The sequence below is a fragment of the Pseudoalteromonas sp. P1-11 genome (assembly GCF_001399995.1).
GTDB lineage: Bacteria > Pseudomonadota > Gammaproteobacteria > Enterobacterales > Alteromonadaceae > Pseudoalteromonas > Pseudoalteromonas atlantica.
On the sequence record NZ_LJSP01000018.1, the window covers coordinates 34883 to 58522 of the forward strand.

A 23640-nucleotide genomic window follows, 5' to 3' on the forward strand; every position below is an offset into this window, starting at 1 on the left:
AAAAATAGTCGCGGCTTGGTTTGGTCGGGTAGTTTAGCGCAATTAATCTGTTTGGTTAACTGTTTTGCATATAACGGGTAAGCGTAATACAGTAAAAAATAATCTGGTTTAAATTTAATACACCCGATCACATTATTCATATCAGCAATAAGCTGGTGGCATAAAAAAAGGCGAACTAACTTGCGCTAGTTCGCCTTTTTAATCACCAAGATGGTTTACATGTTTAAGCTAATAATTAGTCTTGAACACGTTCAAATACAGTCGCGATGCCTTGGCCTAAACCAATACACATAGTTGCTAGACCATATTTTGCATTTTTGTCTTCCATTAAGTGTATAAGCGAGGTGCTAATACGCGAACCTGAACAACCTAGTGGGTGGCCAAGTGCGATTGCGCCGCCGTTTAAATTCACTTTTTCATCAACCACGTCTGCTAAACCTAAGTCTTTAAGTACAGGCAGTGATTGTGCTGCAAATGCTTCGTTAAGCTCTGCTACGTCAATGTCATCAATAGTAATACCAGCTTGTGCAAGTGCTTTTTTACTTGCTGGTACTGGGCCGTAACCCATGATTGATGGATCGCAACCGGCAACAGCCATTGCTTTAACGCGTGCACGAATTGGTAAGCCAAGCTCTTTTGCTTTCTCTTCGCTCATTACTAACATGGCTGATGCGCCATCAGAAAGTGCAGAAGATGTACCCGCAGTAACCGAGCCAGAGGAAGGGTTAAATACTGGGCGAAGCTGAGATAAACCTTCAACCGTTGTTTCAGGGCGAATTACTTCATCATCTTCAACTAAAATTAAAGAGCCATCAGCTGCGTGACCTTCCATTGCTAAAATTTCGCGGCGGAAACGGCCTTCAACTGTTGCAGCATGTGCACGTTGATGTGAGCGGTATGCAAATTCGTCTTGCTGCTGGCGGCTAATTCCGTGAATAGTAGCAAGGTATTCTGCAGTTAAACCCATAGAGCCAGATGCTTGTGCAATTGAAGTTGCTAAGCCTGGGTGAAAGTCGTTACCGTGAGTCATAGGTACGTGACCCATGTGCTCAACACCACCAATAAGGTAAGTGTCGCCAGCGCCTGTCATAATAGCGCGTGCTGCGTCATGCAATGCTTGCATTGACGAGCCACATAAACGGTTAACGGTTGTAGCTGGTACTGAATGTGGAATACCCGCAAGCAGTGATGCGTTACGTGCAACGTTAAAGCCTTGCTCTAATGTTTGCTGTACACAACCCCAATAAATATCGTCAATTGATGCAGGATCAACTGCTCGGTTGCGCTCTAATAACCCTTTCATAAGGTGAGCACTTAAATCTTCCGCACGCTTGTTTTTAAATACGCCGCCTTTTGAGCGACCCATTGGTGTGCGGATACAATCTACAATTACTGGATTATTCATGATATTAACCTTCCACCTTATAGAAAACACGACCTTCTTCGGCCCATTTGCGAGTTTGCTCTGATACTTGGTAAATCGCACCTAGGTGAGCATATTTGTCTGCTGCTGCAACAAAGTTAGCTAAACCTGTTTGATCTAAGTAACGGAACGCGCCGCCTCTAAATGGAGGGAAACCAACGCCGTATACAAGGGCCATATCAGCTTCTTGAGGAGAAGCAACAATGCCTTCTTGTAAACAAAGTAGTACTTCGTTGATCATTGGGATCATACAACGGTCGATAATTTCTTGTTTATCAAATTCTTTAGGTGCATCAGTAATTGGCGCTAGTAGCTCAACTGCTGTTGCATCGCTTGATTTTTTAAGACGACCACGACGGTCTGTTTCGTACTTGTAAAAACCTGCTTTGTTCTTTTGACCAAAACGTTTTTCGTTAGCAAAAACAGTCACCGGATCTTTTTCTGCGCGTGCCATACGCTCAGGGAATCCGTCAGCCATTACGCCAGTACAGTGATACGCCGTATCAATACCTACAACATCAAGCAGGTAAGCCGGGCCCATTGGCCAGCCAAATACGTTTTCCATTACTTTATCTACTTTTGCAAAGTTAGCGCCTTCAACAACTAATTTGCTAAAGCCTGCAAAGTAAGGGAATAAAACACGGTTTACAAAAAAGCCTGGGCAATCGTTTACAACAATTGGAGACTTGCCAAGTTTAAGCGCGTAATCAACGACTGCATTAATTGTTTTATCAGAGGTTTTTGCACCACGGATAATTTCTACTAATGGCATTTTTGGCACTGGATTGAAAAAGTGCATACCACAGAAGTTTTCTGGTTTATCTAACGCTTCTGCAAGCAAGTCGATACAAATAGTCGATGTGTTTGATGTAAGTACCGTGCCTTCTGGCATGTTCTTTTCAAGGTCAGCTAATACCGCTTGCTTAACTTTAGGATTTTCTACTACGGCTTCAACAATAATGTTGGCGTTTTGTAGGTCTGCATCGTTAAGCGTTGGCTTAATTTTACTAAGCGTTGCCAGCATTTTTTCCATTGGCATATGGCCGCGTTTAACTTTTGCACCCAGTAGTTTAGATGCTTCACCCATACCTAAATCAAGCGCATCCTGTTGGATGTCTTTCATTACAATTGGGGTACCTTTATAAGCTGACTGGTATGCAATACCGCCACCCATAATACCAGCGCCTAATACAGCCGCTTGTTTAATTTCAACATCGCTGTGCTTAGCAAGCTTACGTGCTTTACCTTTAATAAACTGGTCATTTAAGAAAATACCGGTTTGTGCAGCTGCTTCGTTAGTGCGCGCAAGTTTTGCAAAGTTAGCATTTTCGATTGCCATTGCTTCATCGCGAGTACAGTTGGCCGCTGCTTTAATAGTGCGAACTGCCATAACCGGAGCAGGATAGTGGCCTTTGGTTTTACCCATTACCATACCTTCTGCCATCGCAAAGCTCATGCCTTGCTCAACACGGTTTAATTTAAGTGGCTGAAGTTTAACATCGCGCTTTGCCTGCCAATCTAGTTTGCCGGCAATTGCTAATTCAAGTGTTGCTAGGCTTGACTCTAAAAGTTTGTCAGCACTAACTACCGCGTCAAACGCACCTACTTTTAGGGCGTCAGCGGCACGGTTTTCTTTGCCTGAGGTGATCCAAAGCATGGCGTTATCTGCGCCAATAATGCGTGGTAAGCGCACTGTGCCACCAAAACCAGGCATTATACCTAGTTTAACTTCTGGTAAGCCCATTTTAGCGGTTTCGCTTGCAACGCGATAATCGGTAGCAAGTGCCCACTCACAGCCGCCGCCAAGTGCCAAGCCATTTATAGCGCTAAGAGTTGGGAATGGTAAGTCTTCGATTGCGTCAAAAACGTCGGTTGCGTTTTTGATCCACGTTACTAATTCTTCTTCTGGTTTAGTAAATGTTGGTAAAAATTCGAAGATATCTGCACCAATAATAAAGTGATCTTTATCACTGGTGAAAATCATGCCTTTGATATCAGAATTAGACGCTAATTCTTTTAATGCTGCTGCACAATCTGAAAGAGTTTGCTGAGATAGTGTGTTTACAGAACCTGCAACACAAAACTTAAACTCGGCGATGTTTTCCTTTAGGAAGCTAACTTCAAAGGAATCGCTTTTATATAACATTATTATTCTCCCTAGTTGACGAACTAAGACTGGTACGATGAGTTTGCATTTCGACCAGTGTGCTTGCTTTAAAATTAAAATGCAACGAAAAATTTAACTCGGTTACAAACGGTTGGTTAAAATATAGCTGGTTTGGTGCTAAGGTGTACTGGAATGTGCTAAAGGTACTCATTAATTATTATGAGTGCGTAAATTAAATGTTGTTCATACTTTATTAAAGGCACTCTCATTATTGTTTTAGTGTCTCAAACTGGAAATTATTAACCCTGACAGGTCGTTAAACCTAAAGGATATTATGAAAAAATTTTTATTAAGCGCTGTGGCAGCTGCCTTTATTCTTCCTTTTAGTTCTGCCCAAGCGAGTATCGATAATGACGCGTTTTTAGATGCTGAAAAAAAAGTGCGCTATGGAAGCTACCAAGACTTTAAAGAAGCAATAAACGGGTTAGACCACCCGCTAAAGCCGTATGTCGAAAAAACATATTGGCAACGCCATCCCAATTTTAAATACCAAAGTGAAATAGAAGATTACCTAACCATTTATGAACATACCCCGCTTGAGTGGCCGGTACGTAAAGCGTGGCTAGAGTATCTTGAAAAAAACAATAAAAAAGCAGCGTATATAAAAAACTACCGAGAAACGTCTAACGCAGCGCTAACATGCACGTTTTTAGATTTTCAGCTTGATTTAGGGGCGCCAGAAAAAGCCATTTTTAATCAGGTTACCGATTTATGGACGGTGGGTAAGTCGCAACCGAATGAATGCGACCCACTATTTTCGCTTTGGCGCAAAAAAGGTTATTTAAATAATGAGCTTGTATGGAAGCGCATAACGCTTGCAGCGCAGGGCGGTACGCAAAGTTTACTCCCTTATTTAAAAACGTTGTTACCTAAAAACGAGCGTTACTTAGCCGATTTATACTTAAAAGTACGCCGCGACCCTAGTGCGGCAGCAGGCTTGTATCGTTATAAAACTAAGTCGGCAAAAGAAGCGCAAATAGCCATTTATGGTGTTAAGCGTTTAATTTGGCGCGATAAAGCGCTGGCTTTAAGAGCCTGGCAAAAGCTAGAAAAAATGTTTACCTACAGCGATGAAGAAAAAGCAGATTTATATTACACGTTTGCTTTATCACTTGCTTCAAGTGGGCATAAACAGGCCAGTTTTTGGCTTAATAAGGTGCCAAAAGCGCGACAAGACAGAAAGTTAATTCAGTGGCAACTTGGTAATATGCTTAAAACCCAAGACTGGGAAGGCATAGCGGCTTTTTTTACAGGTAAAGACGATTTAAGTTTAGGCCAGCAATATTGGCTTGCTTATAGCTATGCTAAGCGAGGCGAGCAACAAAAAGCAGACGAAATTTGGACTAAAGTGGCCGCTAACCGCGATTACTATGGTTTTTTAGCGGCAGCTCGATTAGGACTGCCGGTTGATTTAAACAATCAGCCTTTGCAGGTTGATCAAAAACTAGTAGAGAAGGTGAAGAATGCGCCGGGCTTTAAACGTGCAAAAGCACTTTACGAACTCGAGCGTTTTACCTCTGCTCGCAGAGAATGGAATTACTTAACGAACACCTCTACTGATGAAGAAAAACTAGCTGCCTCAAAGGTTGCAGCGCAAAACAATTGGCACGATAACGTTATTTTCACGTTAGCTAAAATTAAAGCATGGGATTATGTTGAACTGCGTTTTCCGTTTGCATTTCAAGATATATTTGAGCGCTACAGTAAACGCAGCAAAATAGACCCCGCGTGGAGTATTGCAATTGCACGGCGCGAAAGCTCGTTTGCACCAGATGCGCGTTCGCATGCAAATGCGCGTGGTTTAATGCAATTGCTCCCTAGTACGGCAGAATACGTTAACAAAGCAAGGGTATCGAGTACGCGTTTGTACCAACCTAAAACCAATATACGCTTAGGTACTAGTTACTTGCAGTACTTAAAAAAGAAAAACAAAGGGAATGAAATACTTGCTACGGCTTCTTACAACGCAGGGTATCATCGTATTAAACGCTGGTTACCTGACGAAGCCATACCTGCAGAGCTATGGGTTGAGCTGATCCCGTATAGAGAAACGCGAGATTACGTAAAAAATGTGTTTGCTTATCGCCAGGTTTATCACACCCGGATGGGCCGAGAAGGAAACGTGCTCGCGCCGTTACTCAACATGAAAATGGGCGGGTAAATTATGTAATACCAATTGCCTAAAATATTTAGCCATTCTAGCGTGCTAAATAAAGGGCTAATAACGTAACACGATGGGTATAAGTATTAGGGGGGATATTTACATGTTAAATATCCCCCTTTTTTGAGCGCTTTACGTTTAAGTGGTAGACTCAAAGCAAGTTAAATTTAACAGATGGATTAACAATGGATAAATTAGCCGTTTTATATGCAGAGCATATTGCCACATTACAACAACGTACGCGTACAATTTGTGACCGTGAAGGGCTCGAGGGTTTAGTTATTCACTCAGGCCAAGCTAAGCGCCAGTTTTTAGACGACATGTATTACCCATTTAAAGTTAATCCACACTTTAAAGCATGGCTTCCTGTTATTGATAACCCACATTGTTGGATTGTGGTAAATGGTAGCGATAAACCTAAGCTTATTTTTTACCGCCCAGTTGATTTTTGGCACAAAGTACCAGATGAGCCGCGTGATTTTTGGGCTGAGTACTTTGATATAGAACTGTTGCTACAGCCTGATCAAGTTGAAAAACTATTACCTTACGATAAAGCTAAATACGCTTACATGGGCGAATACCTAGAGGTAGCGCAAGCGCTTGGCTTTAGTATTATGAATCCTGAGCCGGTGCTTAACTATTATCATTATAACCGCGCTTATAAAACGCAGTACGAGCTTGAATGTTTACGCCAAGCCAACCGCATTGCGGTAGATGGACATAAAGCAGCACGCGATACGTTTTATAATGGTGGTAGCGAATTTGATATTCAGCAAGCGTACCTTATGGCTACACGCCAAAGCGAAAACGAAATGCCGTATGGCAACATAGTAGCGCTTAACGAAAACTGCGCTATTTTGCATTACACACATTTTGAGCCAAAAGCACCGCTTACTCATAATTCGTTTTTAATCGATGCTGGCGCAAACTTTAATGGGTATGCCGCAGATATAACCCGTACGTACGATTTTAAAAAACAGGGCGAATTTGCTGAGCTAGTACAAACTATGACGGCAATACAAATTGAGCTAGGCAACGCATTAAAGCCTGGCATGTTATATGGCGATTTACACGTTGATTGCCATAACCGTATTGCGCAAATTCTTAGCGACTTCAATATTGTAAACTTACCTGCAACAGAAATTGTGGAACGTAAAATTACCTCAACATTTTTCCCTCATGGCTTGGGCCATCACCTTGGCCTACAAGTGCACGATATGGGCGGCTTTATGCGTGATGATAAAGGCACCCACCAGCCATCGCCAGAAGGGCACCCATTCTTGCGTTGTACTCGTAAAATAGAGAAAAACCAAGTGTTTACTATTGAGCCAGGGCTTTACTTTATAGACTCATTATTAGGTGATTTAGCGCAAACCGACAGTAAGCAGTTTATTAACTGGGAAAAAATCGAGTCGTTAAAACCATACGGCGGTATTCGTATTGAAGACAATATTATTGTTCACGAAGACAGCCTAGAAAATATGACTCGTGATTTAGCGCTCGACTAAGCTAATAAAGACGAGCTTGCCAATACGCGCTAAAGTACGCGAATGCAAAGGGGCCTTTTGGCCCCATTTTTAATTGAGCTTTAATTATGTTTGAATATAAATACCCCGCCGATGATGTGTTTCATCAAGAAGAAATTAAAAAAAGCACCTTTATAGTTCATATCGCGCATACGCCAGACCTACAGGCTGCTAAAGCATTTATTAAAAGCATTGAAGAAAAGTACCCAGATGCTCGTCATAATTGTTGGGCGCACGTAGCGGGTAACCCGGGCGGAAGCCATGTTTATGGTTTTTCTGATGATGGCGAGCCAAATGGTACCGCAGGAAAGCCGATGCTTAATGTGCTGGTGGGTTCTGGACTTGGCGAAATTACTGCGGTTGTCACCCGTTATTTTGGCGGTATAAAGCTGGGCACCGGTGGGTTAGTGCGTGCCTATGGTGGGTCGCTTAATAATGCACTTTCGCAGCTAAAAACTGTGACTAAAGTACCGAGTATCGAGATTGTAGGCCAAAGTGAATACAGCATGCAGGGCGCAATAGAGCAATTGTTAAAAACCAATTATCAAGTACTTAATATAGAAAAACAATTTACTGCTAATATTGAATGGGTTATTACTATTGATAGCCGCCAAGCAAAACAGGCCATTAAAGATATTTTTGATTTAAGCCATGGCGCAGTTGAGTTAACTATCAAAGAGTAAGACAATAACTTACACACTTATATTTACTAATAATAAAAGCGATAAGCTACATGCAATTTCGTACCATCATAAAAATCCTTGGCCAACTTGTTGCGCTGTTTAGTATTACCATGGTGCCGCCTGCGGTGGTGTCTTTATTTTATAAAGATGGTGGTGGTGTTCCTTTTGTATTAGCGTTTATATTTAGTGTGGTTATTGGTTTAACAGCTTATTACCCAAACAGGCATGAAAACGGCGACTTAAAAGCACGCGAAGGCTTTTTAATTGTTGTACTGTTTTGGCTGGTACTAGGGGCGTTTGCATCGTTACCGCTGATTTTTTTACAAGAACCTAATTTGTCTATGGCCGATGCGGTGTTTGAGGCCTTTTCTGGCCTTACAACCACTGGGGCCACGGTACTTACCGGAATTGAATACCTGCCTAAGTCTGTTTTGTTTTATCGCCAGCAATTACAGTGGTTTGGCGGTATGGGTATCATTGTACTTGCTGTTGCTATACTGCCCATGCTTGGGGTCGGTGGCATGCAGTTATACCGAGCTGAGATCCCAGGCCCAGTAAAAGATTCAAAAATGACCCCCCGTATTGCCGACACCGCAAAGCACCTTTGGTACATTTATGTGTCGTTAACGGTAACCTGTATGTTGGCGTATTGGGCGGCAGGTATGGAGTGGTTTGATGCTATATGCCATGCGTTTTCTACAGTGGCGATTGGCGGTTTTTCTACTTACGATGCCTCAATAGGGCACTTTGATAGCCCTGTCATTAACTTTATATGTGTTTTCTTTTTAATTATTGCTGCGGTTAACTTTTCACTGCATTACGCGGCGGTAGCGAGTCGTAATATTCAGGTATATATCCGCGACCCTGAATTTAAAGTTTTTTTACTGATACAGTTAGCGCTGGTGGTTATTTGTTTTACGGTGCTCTCATCTAACGAAATATTTGCCGATGGCGATGAAACCCTCGATCAGGCTTTATTTCAGGCGGTGTCTATGAGTACCACAGCCGGTTTTGCCACCGATAATTTTTCTACTTGGCCGCTGTTTTTGCCTATATTGCTTATTTTTTCGAGCTTTATAGGTGGCTGTGCAGGTTCAACCGGTGGCGGTATGAAAGTTGTACGCGTGTTTTTACTTTACCTACAAGGCATACGTGAGCTTAACCGCTTAGTGCACCCACGTGCTATATACTCTATTAAGCTTGGTCGTAAAGCCTTGCCCGATAAAGTAGTTGAAGCGGTTTGGGGGTTTTTCTCAGCGTACGCATTGGTGTTTATTATTATAATGCTGGCACTAATGGGAACCGGCATGGACAACATTACCGCGTTCTCTGCTACGGCGGCGTGTTTAAATAATTTAGGCCCAGGCTTAGGTGATGTTGCCTCGCATTATGGGGCGGTGAGCGATGGTGCCAAATGGCTATTAACCATTGCCATGGTATTTGGTCGCTTAGAAATATTCACCTTACTCGTGCTATTTACGCCGACCTTTTGGCGTGGGTAATAATATACAAATGATGCTTAGGAACAGGCATGCCACATTCTAATTTAGATAAATTACACCAGTTAACAACAGGGCGATTGGTCGACTTGGAAATTGTTACGCCTACCAGTAGTAAACGCGTAAAAACAGAGTTTATTGGCTTGTTAGAAAATAAATTTATTATTTTAAATTACCCAAGTTCAAAGCGTTTACCTGCTGCAAGTGATTACCTACGAGACGGTGTAATGGTGGTGGTAAGAGCGGTTATAGAAGGCAGTGGCGGACAAGTAATAGCATTTAGGCAGCAGCTTATGTCGGTTGCCTCACACCCTGCTAGGCTCATTTTTATTAATTACCCTACGCAAGTGCAGTTATTTGCACTGCGCGCGCAAACACGCATACCTACCTTATTACCTGCAAAATTAACTCTCAGTGACGATAGAGTACTTGAAGGGGTGATTAAAGACATCTCGCTTACCGGGGTGATGTTTGATGTACGCGGCGATCAAAACGATGAAAATATTAAAGATATGCAATGCACGGTGACGGTTGATACCAACAATAAAGCATTTACTGGCGAAATATGCAGTGTAAAAGAACACGCCGCAGGAGTTAATTGTGGTATTAAACTTCTAGCCAGTGAAGATGAAATGAAGGCATTTATGAAAGAGCATTTTATCGATCCCGCGATGCTTGAGCTGCCATTAGAATAAGCACTTTCGCTTAATAGCAACAAATGGCCATTTTTTATTTGAGTGGCAGTCATATTTTTTGAAACTTCACAAAATAATTTTTATTTTCTATAAAAATCAGTAGTATAGATTAGTTTTACGAGTGAGTTATTTTAATACGTTAGCTCCCCTCACGGCTAAAATTTAGTCTCTTTTTTCGATAAATCTTCATCCTTACAATTTACGCCGAAAATTGTAGCTTTTTTCTCTTATGTAACTAGCTGTTTTTATTGTATTTAAAAACTTAGCTTTACCCTTTGTTGCTAGTTTGCAACATAAAACCCCCGCAAATTTATCAAAAATAGCCAAGCTCTCATTTAACTGATTGAAATTAATGAACTTTTAAAACTTGGCATTCAAGTTGTAATAGTCTGGCTGTACTGAACAATAACGTGATTTAAAGTAAAACACTTAATCGCACACATATACTTGAAGGAATTATATTATGAAAAGCATTAATAAAACTTTAGCACTTATCGCCCTTGCTTCATCATCAGCGGCATTTGCAGCAACCGATTTTGATACGTTAGATGTAGATGGCAGCGGCACGATTAGCAAATCAGAGGCATCAATTGATGCAAAACTGATGAGCATGTTCTCAGAATTAGATACTGACCAAGATGGTGAGCTATCAAAAGAAGAATTTTCAGAAGCTTAAAGTGTGGTAACAATCCTGAGTTGCCAATGACAACCTAAGTAGGCAAGGGAGCTTACGAAAAAGGATTACAAGGATTGCGTACACCACGTAGTGAACTTAACTAATTTGTTTATATTGAAGGATTAAATTATGAAGCATTTAAATAAAGCACTCGCATTTATGGCTATTGCCTCTTCTTCTGCTGCCTTTGCAGGAACTGATTTTGACACGCTAGATGTAGATGGCAATGGCGCCATTAGCCAAGCTGAAGCATCGGTTGATGCGGATTTAATGGCTGAGTTTGTGGAGCTTGATACCGATGGAAATGGTGAGCTTTCAAAACAAGAGTTCTCTAAATACTAGGGTGTGATGATCTTTGCCAATTGAGGCAGGACAGCGCATGTTCACTTAGCAAAGAGTCATTTTCTCTAATCCAATGTGCATTAAAACTTAGTAATGCACATTGGCAAAAGCACTTTTTAGTTAATTTTTAAACCCATGGATCTTAGAAAAGGATTTCCTCTTAATTAGGACACAACTATGAAAACATTAAATACAGCACTTGCCGTTATCGTATTAGCTTCTTCATCAGCGGCATATGCTGCAGTCGACTTTGCCTCGTTTGATGCCGATGGTGATGGTGCAATTTCAAAGCAAGAAGCGCAGGTAAATTCACAGCTAGTGAAAATTTTTGACCAGCTAGATACTGATGGTAATGGTGAAATTTCTGAGCAAGAGTTTTCAAAAGTACAGTAATTAGAAGCTGCTAAGCAGGGTTGCCTAGCATTAAAAAAACATACTCCACTAAAGCCGCCTTAGTCAGCGGCTTTTTTGTGTTTAACTATAAAAATATAGCGCTAACTTGGAATAGCTTTTCTACTACGTTGATATGCTTTTTATCGATTAAAAACATAATAACGTGATCACCAGACATAATAACCGTGTCGTCGTGGGCAATCAGTACGTCGTCATTACGTACAATAGCGCCAATCGTTGTACCTGCAGGTAGCTTGATATCGGCAATCGCACGGCCAACTACTTTTGATGTGTTTTCATCGCCATGGGCAACGGCTTCAATGGCCTCTGCCGCGCCTTTACGTAACGAGTACACATTAACAATATCGCCACGGCGTACGTGTGTAAGTAGCGCCGAAATAGTTGCTTGTTGTGGTGATATAGCAATATCTATTTCACCCCCTTGCACTAAATCTACATAAGCACCACGCTGAATAAGCACCATGGTTTTTTGTGCGCCCATGCGTTTTGCAAGCATGGCCGACATTATATTTGCTTCATCGTCGTTGGTTACGGCAATAAACACATCAACTTGTTCTATGTGCTCTTCAGATAGTAGTTCTTGGTCTGAGGCGTCTCCACAAAACACGACGGTGTTATCTAGCATTTCAGAGAGTTGCTCAGCACGCTCTTTACTGCGCTCTAGTAACTTAACGCTGTGGTTTTTTTCCAATGAGCGAGCAAGGCCTGCACCAATGTTACCGCCACCGGCTATCATAATTTTTTTGTAAGAACGCTCAAGCTTTTGTAGCTCGTTCATAACCGCACGAATATGCTTAGTGGCAGCAATGAAAAATACTTCATCGTCCGCTTCTATTACCGTGGTGCCCTGCGGCTTTATAGCTTTACCTTGGCGATAAATTGCTGCTACACGGGTTTCTACATTCGGAATATGCTCTTTTAAAGCAGAAAGCGCATAACCCACTAATAAACCACCGTAGTAGGCTTTTACAGCCACAAGAGAGAGCATGCCATCGGCAAATTGCAGCACTTGCAACGCGCCCGGGTAATCTATTAAACGGCGAATATATTTGGTAACAAGTGCTTCGGGGGCAATATAGTGATCCACCGGGAGGTCATCGTTATGAAATAGTTTTTCGCGGTATTTTAAATATTGCTCTGATCGGATACGGGCTATTTTAGTTGGCGTATTAAAAATACTATACGCGACTTGGCACGCCACCATATTAACTTCATCTGAGCTGGTTACCGCAATAATCATATCGGCGTCTTCAGCACCTGCACGTCTGAGCACATCTGGGTGTGCACTGTGCCCCGTGACCCCTTGTAAGTCGTACTTATCTTGTAGCTCTCGTAAGCGGTTGCCGTCTATATCAACAACGGTTATTTCGTTTTGTTCGCCAACTAAGTTTTCAGCAAGCGTACCACCGACTTGTCCGGCACCGAGTATGATTATTTTCATTATTTACCCGAATTACTATTTAATTAAAAAATAGCCATTTACTGTTTAATAAATGGCTATTGAGTGTACGGCTATTAGGCTTTTTTAACTAGCTTAGCGTAATAAAATCCGTCGCTTTCACCTGGTAGTAATTGTAAACCAGGGCTGGTAACTGTGTCGTTGTCGTGCAGTGGTATATGCTCAACGTCACTATTATTAGCTAAAAATTTAGCGATTTGCTGTTGGTTCTCTTGCGGCAGTACCGAGCAGGTTGCGTATATCATTGTGCCGCCTGGTTTTAGTAGCGGCCAAATGCTATTGAGTATATCGCTTTGTAGTGTAGCTAAATCTTCAATGTCTGATGCGCGGCGAAGCCATTTTATATCTGGGTGGCGGCGTATAACACCGGTTGCCGAACAAGGGACATCTAATAAAATGCGGTCAAACTGTTGCTCATCCCACCATGTGTGTGGCTGCGAAGCGTCTGCACATTGTAGGTCTGCGCCTAAACCGATACGGGTTAAATTTTGTTTAACACGTTCTAGGCGAGTGGCGTCACTATCAAGTGCTAATACTTCTGCATCAGCAAGCTCTAATATATGACATGTTTTACCGCCAGGTGCTGCACAGGCATCTAAAATGTATTCATCAGCTTGAGGTGCTAAAAAGCGTGCGGCTAATTGTGCTGCGGCGTCTTGTACAGAGCAGGCGCCCACATCAAATTCTGGTAACGAAAATACATCACGCGGCTTAGCTAGTTTAATACCATCAACAAACTCAGGGTTTAACGTGTGCTCTATATCGTTAGCCGTTAACATTTCGCTGTATTGTTGCGTGCTGTATTGTGCTTGATTGACACGTAACCACATAGGGGCTTGTTGTTGGTTTTCTTCAAGAAGCGCTTCCCAGTTGTCTGGGTACGCAGCTTGCACTTGTTTAATAAACCAATTTGGATGGTTATATAAACACACTGGTATTTGCTTGGCTTTTTCTTCAAGCTCGCTTTGTTGGCGCTGAAAACTACGCAAAATAGCGTTGATTAAGCCTTTTAAGCCTAATGCACGCATTTGGCCAAGGGCATTAACGGTTTCAGAAATGGCGGCATGCGGTGGCACGCGCATATGCTGCAGCTGATAGATACCGACATACAACAAAAACTGAAAAATACGACGCTTACCTTTAAGTGGCTGTTCTACTAAATGTTGGCAGTAGTTTTCAAGGCTAGGTAGGTAGCGCAACACGCCGTAACAAATTTGCTGTAATAGCGCTTTGTCTTTAGGGGGCAGCCCTTGGCTGGCAAATGGTAGCTCTTGATTTAGCGAAGCGCCTTTATCAACCACGTTATATAAAGTTTCAGCGGCAAGCGCACGTACGTTTTGAACATTACTCATTGTTTTCGCCTAATACGGTGCCAGGAGTTACCCAGTCACTGCGACCGTTTAAAAAGTCGCTAATTGCCATTGGTTTTTTACCTTGGGGTTGCAGCTGTGTAATACTTAATGCCTGCTTGCCACACGCCACTACAATGCCGTTTTTATCGCTTGATAAAACAACGCCCGCAGGGCCTGTTTGCTCAACGACGGAGGCTTGGTAAATTTTTACGTTGTGCTCACCCATTTGAGTAAAACACACTGGCCATGGATTAAACGCACGAATATTACGCTCAATTTGTACGGCATCCATCGTCCAATCAATATTCGCTTCCTCTTTTGAAAGCTTTTTAGCGTAAGTTGCCAGCTCGTCGTTTTGCGGCTCAGCTATAAGCTCGCCATTGGCTAACTTATTAATGGTTTGAACAAGTGCTCCGGGACCAAGCTCAGCCAGTTTAGTGTATAAACTGGCACTGGTTTCATCCGCAGCAATAGGGCAGCGGCTAATGTGCAGCATGTCGCCGGTATCAAGCCCTTCATCCATTTGCATTATGGTTACGCCGGTATCTTCATCGCCAGCCCAAATTGCGCGCTGTATAGGCGCAGCACCGCGCCAGCGCGGTAAAATAGAGCCATGCACATTTAAACACCCTAAGCGTGGCGCCTCTAAAATGGCTTTTGGTAAAATTAAGCCATAAGCCACCACAATCATGATATCGGCATTTAAGCTTTTAAGCTCAGTGAGTGCGTCTTCATTTTTTAATGATTGTGGCTGAAAAACAGGTAGCTCATGTTCAAGCGCAAGCGCTTTTACTTCACTGGCTTTTAACTTTTTACCACGCCCAGCAGGGCGGTCTGGTTGGCTGTAAACACCAACAATTTTGTGTTCGCTTTGAATTAACGCTTGTAGGTGACGAGCGGCAAAGTCCGGCGTACCGGCAAATATAATGCGTAGTGGTTTTGTCACTGAGTTTTCCTAAGGTGCTTATTACTTCGCGGCAAATTTAGCTTCTTTTTCAAGCTTTTTGCGAATACGTTGACGCTTTAATGGCGATAGGTAATCAATAAATAGTTTACCTTGTAAGTGATCTAGTTCGTGTTGAATACAAATAGCTAATAGCTCATCTGCATCTAGTACAAATTCTTCACCATTTTCGTTAAGAGCAGCAACGGTTACGGTTTCAGCACGGTCTACTTTTGCGTAAGAGTTAGGCACTGATAAACAGCCTTCTTCGCTAATTGTTGCACCATCTTTTTTAATAATTTGTGGGTTAATTAAAACCAGTGGTTCGTCGCGTTCTTCTGATACGTCGATCACCACAATACGTTGATGAATATCAACCTGTGTAGCAGCTAGCCCAATGCCGTTTTCATCGTACATTGTCTCTAGCATGTCTTTTACAATTTGGCGAACGTTGTCATCAACCTGTGCAACTTCTTTTGCTACCGTACGTAAACGCTCATCTGGAAATCTTAAAACTTCTAACCTAGCCATAGTTACCTTTTTACACTTGTGCTTAATTTAGGGTATTGTATGCTCTTATTTTAGCCATTCGCGTTCCCCTTTAACAGGTTTTGGTCAATAATAATGAAAAAACAATACAAGGAAGCCCAATGAAATCTCAATTGGCTGCAATTATGTTTGCACTAAGTACTGCTTTTCCTGCAGTCGCTGATGTTTTACAAATAAAAAAAGATGCTCCAAAACAATATGTTGTAAAAAAAGGCGATACCCTTTGGGATATTTCCGGCATTTATTTAGAAGAACCATGGCTGTGGCCAGAGTTGTGGCAAATGAACCCGCAAATAGATAACCCGCATCTAATTTACCCAGGCGATGCACTCGCGTTAGTGTACGACGCCGACGGTAACCCGCGTTTGGTGATTAATAAAGCGTACAGAAAGTTATCGCCGCAAGGGCGTATTACACCAAAAGGTAATAACGCCATCACCACTTTGCCACTTGAAATAATTAAACCTTATTTAAGCTATGAGCAAGCGATTAACAGCGATGACATAGATGATAAGCCTTATATTTTAGGGGCAAACGAAAATACTAAAACGCAAACTCTCGGGCATATTTTATACGTTAAGGGCGATTTAAAAGTACATAAAGCGTATGCTATTTATCACAAAGGCGAACCTTACATAGATACACAAACCGGTGAAGAGCTAGCCACTCGCGCTACTTATGTCGGTATGGCTCGTGCATTTAGAACGGGCGATGAAAGCAATGGCGTACCATCGTCTTTACGGGTTGAGTCAGTTAAACAAGAAATACAACAAGGCGATTTTTTACTCCCTGCTATGCAAGGGCAAATGTTACCAGCGTACTTTAATATGCATCGTCCTAAGCAAAGTGTATCCGGCAATGTTATTGACTCGCCGCGCCAAGTAAGAGAATTCAGCACAATGGATGTAGTGGTGCTAAACTTAGGTGCTGAGCAACAAATTGAAGTTGGTCATATCCTCGATTTAGAACGCCAATCACCCACCGTTATTGATGGCCCACGAGGACCGCGTTATCCAGAGGATTCGAGCAAATTTGAAAAGCTTTTATCTGATGCAGGTGAATTATTTGGCAGCGAGCCAGATGAAGACACCACAACATGGACAATGCCACACGAAAAAGTGGGTGAGTTAATTGTATTTAAAGTGTATGACAAAGTGAGTTATGCATTAATAACAAAAAATCAGCACCCAATTCGCGTTGGAGATAGTGTAGTAATTCATTAAGTTGTAGCGAGTCGGTGCTCTAGGAGAGAGCATGGATCAGTCATCTGGCAAGCTAGCCCACTGGCTTGCCTTTTATATGTGTAAAGGCTTAGGTATTAAAACACTGTTAGCCTTATCACATACTCACCCCCTCGAATCATTATTTGATTTAAACCAAAGTGAATTACAACAGCTTGGCCTTACCCAAAACCAAGCCTGCAACTTACTCAATACCAATTGGCAGCAAGTAAACCATTACGAGCAACAAATACAGCAGCTTAATATTACAGTGGTGTGTATTTTTGATGCGCTATACCCAAACGAGCTAAAACACATAGCCAGTGCCCCTTTACTGTTATTTTGTAAAGGCGATATATCGCTGTTATCTAGCCCGCAAGTGGCTATTGTTGGTAGTAGAAACGCGACCCCTACGGGGCTTGAAATAGCTTCGGAGCTTGCTTATCAGCTTACTTTAGCCGGTATTACTGTTACCTCGGGCATGGCGCGGGGTATTGATGGTGCCGCGCACAAAGGCGCATTGGCCAATAATGGCAAAACAATTGGTGTATTAGGGACTGGGGTTGATATTTACTACCCCAAACGCCATAAATTATTAACAGACCAAGTATTAGAGCATGGCTTATTAATAAGCGAGTTTTTACCGGGTACCGCCGCTAATGCGCATAACTTTCCACGCAGAAACCGTATTATATCTGGGCTGTCTTTAGGCGTGGTTATTGTAGAGGCTGAAATTAAAAGCGGTTCATTGATCACGGTACGTTACGCTATTGAACAAAATAAAGAAGTGTTTGCAGTACCAGGCTCTATTAAAAACCCATTATCGCAAGCGAGTCATTTTTTAATAAAGCAGGGCGCTAAGTTAGTCGAAAATGTAACAGATATTTTAGATGAGGTGAGCTTTTCTTATCAAAGCGGTCTATATAATAAAGAGGAGCCTGTAAACAAACAGTCACAGTGTGAGGTGTTAAATAGTATAGGGTATGAGGTAACCAGTGTTGATGAAATTGTACGTCGCGCCAAGTGGCCAATTGATAAAGTGCTGGCAAGGTTGCTCGATTTAGAGTTAGACGACGAAATAGAGCGAGTGTTAGACGGGTATATAAAGCTAAGCACAGGAAGGTAATATGTTTGATATTCTCATGTATCTTTTTGAAAACTACATTCACAGTGAAGCCGATATTTATATTGAAGAAAACGAGCTTACCGATGAATTACTTCGCGCGGGCTTTAATAAGACCGAAATTTTTAAAGCGTTAAACTGGCTTGAACAATTGGCCGATTTACAACGCAGCGACGAGTCGCCTTACTTAATTACAAAGCCTCACCAAGCAATGCGCATTTTTACCGATAGCGAATGCAAAATGTTAAACGTTGAATGCCGTGGCTTTTTGATGTTTTTAGAGCAAATAAGGGTCGTTAACAGTGTAACCCGTGAAATGGTTATGGACCGCCTTGCCGCATTAGATAAACCTTATATTTCGCTCGACGACTTAAAGTGGGTGGTGCTTATGGTGTTATTTAACGTACCTGGCTCAGAAGAGGCTTACGAGCAAATGGAAGACCTTATATTTGACGAACCCACCGAACTTCTACATTAAAATTGTATACCAAACCACTTAAAGATATATGCACAGCTTGTATCTTTAAGTGGTTTGGGTATATTAGGCGAAAATTCAGCAACCCATTAGGAACCTCATGAGTAAAATCGACCATTCGCTTTTCTCGGCGGATAAACACGCCTTAGAAAAAGAATACGAAGTCTGCCCACAATGTGGTTCTGAATTAGTGATCCGTAACTCTAAAACAGGTCCGTTTTTGGGTTGTGCTAGTTACCCTAAATGCGACTTTATTCGTCCATTAGCGCATCACGACAGCAACGAAATAAAGGTTCTTGAAGATTCAGCCTGCCCACAGTGCACAAAACCGCTGGTGGTTAAAAACGGCCGTTATGGCATGTTTATTGGCTGTACAGGATACCCTGAGTGTCATTATATCGCCCACGATGACGAACCTAATAATAACGATGATGTATTACCTGGGTGTCCTAAATGCAAAAAAGGGCAGCTAGTTGCACGCAGCAATAAATTTGGTAAAACGTTTTACTCATGCGATTGTTACCCAAGCTGTAAATATACTCTAAATAACAAACCCATTGCCAAGCCATGCCCTAAGTGCGATTGGCCGCTTGTTATTGAGAAAAAAATGGCCAATGGTACTGTGCTACAGTGCCCACAAAAAAGTTGCCTGCATAAACTTACCACTACTGATTAATATAAATTTCTGGAGCATATTTTGTCAGACCTTTCTACATTGCCTACGGCTATATCTTGCTTAGAGCAAGGTGAAGTTATTTTATATCCTACTGAAGCTGTCTATGGTTTAGGGTGTGATCCAGATAATCAGCAAGCTGTTGAGAAGTTGCTAGAAATAAAACAGCGTCCCGTTGAAAAGGGCCTTATTTTAATCGCCGATAACTACGGCCAGTTATTAAAGTATGTTGACGATGTAAAGCTGCCAATGGACAAGCGCGCTGATATTTTCTCTAGTTGGCCCGGTGCTATTACCTGGGTAATGCCTGCAGCTGAAAATACGCCTAAATGGTTAACAGGGCAGTTTGATACGATTGCCGTACGGGTTACTGATCATCCAAGTGTTAAGCGCTTATGCCAGCAATTAGGGAAGCCTCTTGTCTCTACTAGTGCTAATTTAACCGGACAGCCAACGGTAACAAGTATTGAACAAGCCAAGCAGCAATTTGCAGATAAGGTAGGCTGTTACATTGATGAGCCCTTAGGGGGCAACACGCAGCCAAGCACAATTAAAGATGCCATGACCGGCAAAGTATTTAGAGGTTAATATGCAAAGCGAATTATTGGAACAAGTAAAAGCGTATTTTATGGCTTTGCAAGACACCATTTGCCAAGGTTTAGAGCAGGCCGATGGCAGTGCAAAATTTGTAGAAGATAGCTGGCAACGTGCCGAAGGCGGTGGCGGGCGTACGCGTGTTACCACTAACGGCAATGTAATAGAGCAAGGCGGCGTTAACTACTCGCATGTGTTTGGTGCATCTATGCCGGGCTCTGCGACCGCTCATAGGCCTGAGCTTGCAGGGCGAAGCTTCCATGCATGTGGCGTTTCATTAGTTATTCATCCAAAAAACCCACATGTTCCTACAAGTCATGCCAATGTACGCTTTTTTATAGCTGAAAAAGAAGGCGAAGAGCCTATTTGGTGGTTTGGCGGAGGGTTTGACTTAACGCCTTTTTACCCCGTTTTTGAAGATGTACAGCATTGGCACCAAGTCGCACACGACATTTGTGCACCATTTGGTGAACAAGTGTATCCAAAATACAAAACGTGGTGTGATGAATATTTTTACCTAAAACATCGCGACGAAACACGCGGTGTAGGCGGCTTATTTTTTGATGACTTAAACGAACTAGGGTTTGAGCAGAGCTTTGCATTTATGCAATCGGTTGGTAATGGCTTTTTAGATGCGTACTTACCTATTATTGAGCGTCGTAAAAATGACGAATACACGCAACAGCAGCGCGACTTTCAATTGTATCGCCGCGGTCGTTACGTAGAATTTAACCTTGTGTGGGATAGAGGCACTTTATTTGGCTTACAAAGCGGTGGGCGCACAGAGTCTATATTAATGTCGATGCCGCCACTGGCGCGTTGGGAATACAATTATAAGCCCGCGCCCGACAGCGCAGAGGCTAATTTGTATCAATACTATTTACGTCCACAAGAGTGGCTAACCACTAAACCTACTGATTTGATAGCCAGAGAGTGGCAGTTATAAATATTAAATTAAGGTAGGGGCTGTTTAATCCGCAAAGGTCAATAAACCCTAATAAAAGGCGCTTAACAGCGCCTTTTTGCTAAGCAGTTACAATTAGTGCTCATTAATCATATGGGTGGCAAGTTGTCCAAAAGACTGCTTTAACCCTTCGCGCAGTAGGGGGTTGTCTACTTCTATATCGAGGGTTTTATTCATGCAATACATCCACTGATCGCGCAGGTCTTTATTTATAGTAAAAGGCATATGGCGTTTGCGCAGCATAGGTTGGCCATGTTTTTCAGTAAATAGGTTAGGGCCGCCTAACCAACCTGATAAAAACTCAAAAAATACTTGGCGAATTCTATCTAATGGCAGAGGATGCATATCATATAATGGTTTGGCGTATTCATCGCTGGCCATTATGTCGTAGAATCTATTAGCAATAGCACGGGTACCTGCTTCTCCACCAATAATTTCATACGGTGTTTTCTCAGGAGTGGGCGCTGGTTGCTCAGGAGCTGGTTTAGATTTTGAAAAAAGTCGTTTAATCATATTACTTATCATCGTTAATAGGCAGTGTACAACTGCAAAGAGGTTGCTTTAAAATGGACAAATATGCGGTTTTTGGAAATCCAATCAAACATTCAAAATCCCCCGCGATACATAAACAATTTGCTGTATCTTTGGGCGAGCAAATCGACTACCGCGCAATATTAGCACCTATCGATCACTTTGAAAAAACAGTAACCACCTTTTTTGAGCAAGGCGGGATAGGTGCCAACGTTACTATGCCATTTAAAGAGCAAGCGTATGCCATGGCTGATGAACTCACCCCACTTGCTAAAATTGTTGGTGCAGTTAATACACTTAAAAAACGCGATGATGGCACTTTATTAGGCGATAACACCGATGGCGTGGGCTTTGTTAATGATTTACTTGCCAATGAAGTGACAATTACCAATAAGCGTATTTTAATTATTGGTGCTGGTGGCGCAGCAAGAGGGGTAATACTACCGCTACTTGAGCATAATCCAGCTGAAATAACGATTGTTAATCGCACGGCAAAAAAAGCGCAAGACTTAGCGCAACTATTTGCTGAATATGGCAAGGTAACAGGCTATGGGTTTGATACATTACCAGTAAGCAATTACTCACTTATCGTAAATTCTACCTCTAGCAGTATGAACAACGAGTTACCAGCACTTGACGAAAAACACCTAAGTCAGTGCACGGTGGCATACGATATGTTTTACTCCCAGCAAAATACCGTATTTATGAACTGGGTTGCAGAGCATAATAACCACGCTAAGCTGTTAGATGGCAGTGGTATGTTGGTAGGCCAAGCCGCACAGGCATATTATGTATGGCGTAATAAAATGCCCGCTATACTTCCTGTTGTTAAAGCACTAAAACAAGGCATGCTTAAATGAATCAAGCCATACAGTTTATAGATAGACTCGAGTTTAGAGAACCTTCCCACCAACTAGTCTTTTTTGCACAAGTAACAGGGATGCTGGTGGAGTGTATTATAGATTTACGAAAGCTAGGGCTTCAAGATGAAAGCCATGCAACGCAGCATTTCGATAAATACCGATTTGATTACGAAGAATGTGCCGAGCAACTTATAGAAGATGAAAGTTATAACTCGGCAGGGCAGATAGAAGTGAATCTAGTTGATCTCTGCTAAATACTCGTCTTTTAATTGCACATAGTTATCTGCCGATACTTTTAAAAAGGCAAGCTCTTGCTCTGTTAATGGGCGGGCTTGCTTTACTGGACTACCAACATATAAATAACCAGACTCCAATCGTTTATTTGGCGGTACTAATGACCCCCCACCAATAATAACGTCGTCCTCTACTATTACATTATCCATTACAATAGCGCCCATACCAACAAGTATACGATTTCCAAGCGTACATCCATGCAGCATCACCTTGTGTCCTACTGTCACATCATCACCAATAATAAGTGGGTAACCATCTGGGTTACTTTTAGACGCGCGTGATAAATGAAGAACACTACCGTCTTGTATATTTGTACGTTCACCAATACGTATATAGTTAACATCTCCTCGCGCTGCCACTAAAGGCCATACGCTACAGTGGTCACCTATCATAATATCTCCTACCAAAACAGACGACTCATCAACATAAACAGACGAATTAAAAGAGGGAGTCACACCTTTATAAGAACGGATAGCCATATATATACCTTTTAAATACCAGTTATAGTCGCTTGAGTGTAACAGCAACACTTAAATATAGGCCAGAAAAGGCCTGTTTTGATTATAAAACTACCAGTTATAGAGGGTTTAGTTCACATATTGACCGAACAGTGCTTTTTTTTGGTTTTTCTTTAAAAAAGTGCTTGCGTAAAAATCTGTTCTCCCTATAATGCGACCCCACTGAGACGGGGAACGCCAACGCATAGCGAGGCACGAGCTGCTCACAGAGTTAAGTAAAATTTCGGTTTTAAATCTTCTAAAAAGAAAGTTTAAAATTAAGTGTTGACTCNTCGGATCTCCCTATAATGCGACCCCACTGAGACGGGGAACGCCAACGCATAGCGAGGCAAGAGCTGCTCACAGAGTTAAGTAAAACTTCGGTTTTAAATCTTCTAAAAAGAAAGTTTAAAATTAAGTGTTGACTCGAAAAATAAAGGATGTATTATACGCATCCCTAGCGACAACGTCGCAACGTTCTTTAACAATATAAAGCAATCATCTGTGTGGGCACTCG

At 42.1% G+C, this 23640-nt stretch carries 24 protein-coding genes; 16 read left to right on the top strand and 8 right to left on the bottom strand.

Features of this window, described 5'->3' with window-relative positions; all coding sequences use genetic code 11:
• Positions 1 to 235: 235 nt before the first annotated feature.
• Positions 236 to 1405: an acetyl-CoA C-acyltransferase FadA gene (gene fadA / locus AN390_RS18510; protein WP_055255664.1), complete on the bottom strand. Its 1170-nt coding sequence runs from the start codon at positions 1403 to 1405 to the stop codon at positions 236 to 238.
• A gap of 4 nt (positions 1406 to 1409) precedes the next feature.
• Entirely contained in the window at positions 1410 to 3569 is a 2160-nt protein-coding gene (gene fadB / locus AN390_RS18515; RefSeq protein WP_055255665.1) for a fatty acid oxidation complex subunit alpha FadB, read from the bottom strand.
• A 295-nt stretch (positions 3570 to 3864) separates the two neighbouring features.
• On the opposite strand from fadB, the gene AN390_RS18520 reads away from it, so the two are divergent.
• From AN390_RS18520 to AN390_RS18555, 8 genes are all read left to right on the top strand, one after another.
• Positions 3865 to 5751: a transglycosylase SLT domain-containing protein gene (locus AN390_RS18520; RefSeq protein ID WP_055255666.1), complete on the top strand. Its 1887-nt coding sequence runs from the start codon at positions 3865 to 3867 to the stop codon at positions 5749 to 5751.
• A 185-nt stretch (positions 5752 to 5936) separates the two neighbouring features.
• Positions 5937 to 7259 (top strand): Xaa-Pro dipeptidase, encoded by a 1323-nt coding sequence (gene pepQ, locus AN390_RS18525; protein ID WP_055255667.1) that lies wholly within the window; start codon positions 5937 to 5939, stop codon positions 7257 to 7259.
• An 86-nt stretch (positions 7260 to 7345) separates the two neighbouring features.
• A complete protein-coding gene (locus AN390_RS18530) occupies positions 7346 to 7960 on the top strand; it encodes a YigZ family protein (protein ID WP_055255668.1) in 615 nt (204 codons plus the stop codon).
• Between the two features lie 50 nt (positions 7961 to 8010).
• The gene (locus AN390_RS18535) at positions 8011 to 9462 is read left to right on the top strand and encodes a TrkH family potassium uptake protein (protein ID WP_004588045.1); all 1452 of its coding nucleotides are present in this window, start codon (positions 8011 to 8013) and stop codon (positions 9460 to 9462) included.
• 29 nt (positions 9463 to 9491) lie between these two features.
• Complete coding sequence (locus tag AN390_RS18540; protein ID WP_004588044.1) at positions 9492 to 10154, top strand: flagellar brake protein; 663 nt, start codon at positions 9492 to 9494, stop codon at positions 10152 to 10154.
• Between the two features lie 463 nt (positions 10155 to 10617).
• Positions 10618 to 10830, top strand: a complete 213-nt coding sequence (locus AN390_RS18545; RefSeq protein WP_004588043.1) for an EF-hand domain-containing protein — start codon at positions 10618 to 10620, stop codon at positions 10828 to 10830.
• Between the two features lie 129 nt (positions 10831 to 10959).
• Positions 10960 to 11172, top strand: a complete 213-nt coding sequence (locus tag AN390_RS18550) for a calmodulin-like protein (protein WP_004588042.1) — start codon at positions 10960 to 10962, stop codon at positions 11170 to 11172.
• A 177-nt stretch (positions 11173 to 11349) separates the two neighbouring features.
• Complete coding sequence (locus AN390_RS18555; protein WP_004588041.1) at positions 11350 to 11565, top strand: EF-hand domain-containing protein; 216 nt, start codon at positions 11350 to 11352, stop codon at positions 11563 to 11565.
• Between the two features lie 85 nt (positions 11566 to 11650).
• Here the strand turns inward: AN390_RS18555 and trkA are convergent, their stop codons facing one another.
• From trkA to def, 4 genes are all read right to left on the bottom strand, one after another.
• Positions 11651 to 13027 (bottom strand): Trk system potassium transporter TrkA, encoded by a 1377-nt coding sequence (gene trkA / locus AN390_RS18560; RefSeq protein WP_055255669.1) that lies wholly within the window; start codon positions 13025 to 13027, stop codon positions 11651 to 11653.
• Positions 13028 to 13101: 74 nt separating this feature from the next.
• Positions 13102 to 14397 (bottom strand): 16S rRNA (cytosine(967)-C(5))-methyltransferase RsmB, encoded by a 1296-nt coding sequence (gene rsmB, locus AN390_RS18565; RefSeq protein WP_055255670.1) that lies wholly within the window; start codon positions 14395 to 14397, stop codon positions 13102 to 13104.
• Positions 14390 to 15343: a methionyl-tRNA formyltransferase gene (gene fmt, locus AN390_RS18570; protein ID WP_055255671.1), complete on the bottom strand. Its 954-nt coding sequence runs from the start codon at positions 15341 to 15343 to the stop codon at positions 14390 to 14392. The genes rsmB and fmt overlap by 8 nt, the downstream gene beginning before the upstream one ends.
• 21 nt (positions 15344 to 15364) lie before the next feature.
• Positions 15365 to 15871, bottom strand: coding sequence for a peptide deformylase (def, locus tag AN390_RS18575; protein WP_004588037.1), 507 nt, complete (start codon positions 15869 to 15871; stop codon positions 15365 to 15367).
• A gap of 119 nt (positions 15872 to 15990) precedes the next feature.
• Here def and AN390_RS18580 point away from each other — a divergent pair, with 119 nt between their 5' ends.
• The 6 genes from AN390_RS18580 (at position 15991) to hemF (ending at position 20920) form a co-directional block, all read left to right on the top strand.
• Positions 15991 to 17112, top strand: a complete 1122-nt coding sequence (locus tag AN390_RS18580; RefSeq protein WP_055255672.1) for a LysM peptidoglycan-binding domain-containing protein — start codon at positions 15991 to 15993, stop codon at positions 17110 to 17112.
• Positions 17113 to 17143: 31 nt separating this feature from the next.
• Positions 17144 to 18235 (top strand): DNA-processing protein DprA, encoded by a 1092-nt coding sequence (dprA, locus tag AN390_RS18585; RefSeq protein ID WP_004588035.1) that lies wholly within the window; start codon positions 17144 to 17146, stop codon positions 18233 to 18235.
• 1 nt (position 18236) lies between these two features.
• Entirely contained in the window at positions 18237 to 18710 is a 474-nt protein-coding gene (locus AN390_RS18590; protein ID WP_004588034.1) for a DUF494 family protein, read from the top strand.
• Between the two features lie 97 nt (positions 18711 to 18807).
• Entirely contained in the window at positions 18808 to 19383 is a 576-nt protein-coding gene (locus tag AN390_RS18595; RefSeq protein WP_024032146.1) for a type I DNA topoisomerase, read from the top strand.
• Between the two features lie 21 nt (positions 19384 to 19404).
• On the top strand, positions 19405 to 19968 hold the full coding sequence (locus AN390_RS18600) for an L-threonylcarbamoyladenylate synthase (protein WP_055255673.1): 564 nt from the start codon (positions 19405 to 19407) through the stop codon (positions 19966 to 19968).
• A 1-nt stretch (position 19969) separates the two neighbouring features.
• Complete coding sequence (gene hemF, locus AN390_RS18605; RefSeq protein WP_055255674.1) at positions 19970 to 20920, top strand: oxygen-dependent coproporphyrinogen oxidase; 951 nt, start codon at positions 19970 to 19972, stop codon at positions 20918 to 20920.
• A gap of 93 nt (positions 20921 to 21013) precedes the next feature.
• Here hemF and AN390_RS18610 read toward each other — a convergent pair whose 3' ends face one another.
• Entirely contained in the window at positions 21014 to 21451 is a 438-nt protein-coding gene (locus AN390_RS18610) for a group II truncated hemoglobin (RefSeq protein WP_029773006.1), read from the bottom strand.
• Positions 21452 to 21504: 53 nt separating this feature from the next.
• On the opposite strand from AN390_RS18610, the gene aroE reads away from it, so the two are divergent.
• On the top strand, positions 21505 to 22329 hold the full coding sequence (gene aroE / locus AN390_RS18615) for a shikimate dehydrogenase (RefSeq protein WP_055255675.1): 825 nt from the start codon (positions 21505 to 21507) through the stop codon (positions 22327 to 22329).
• On the top strand, positions 22326 to 22586 hold the full coding sequence (locus tag AN390_RS18620) for a DUF1488 domain-containing protein (protein WP_024031321.1): 261 nt from the start codon (positions 22326 to 22328) through the stop codon (positions 22584 to 22586). The genes aroE and AN390_RS18620 overlap by 4 nt, the downstream gene beginning before the upstream one ends.
• Here the strand turns inward: AN390_RS18620 and AN390_RS18625 are convergent.
• Entirely contained in the window at positions 22569 to 23105 is a 537-nt protein-coding gene (locus AN390_RS18625) for a gamma carbonic anhydrase family protein (protein ID WP_055255676.1), read from the bottom strand. The two genes, AN390_RS18620 and AN390_RS18625, sit on opposite strands and share 18 nt — an antisense overlap.
• Between the last annotated feature and the right edge of the window lie 535 nt (positions 23106 to 23640).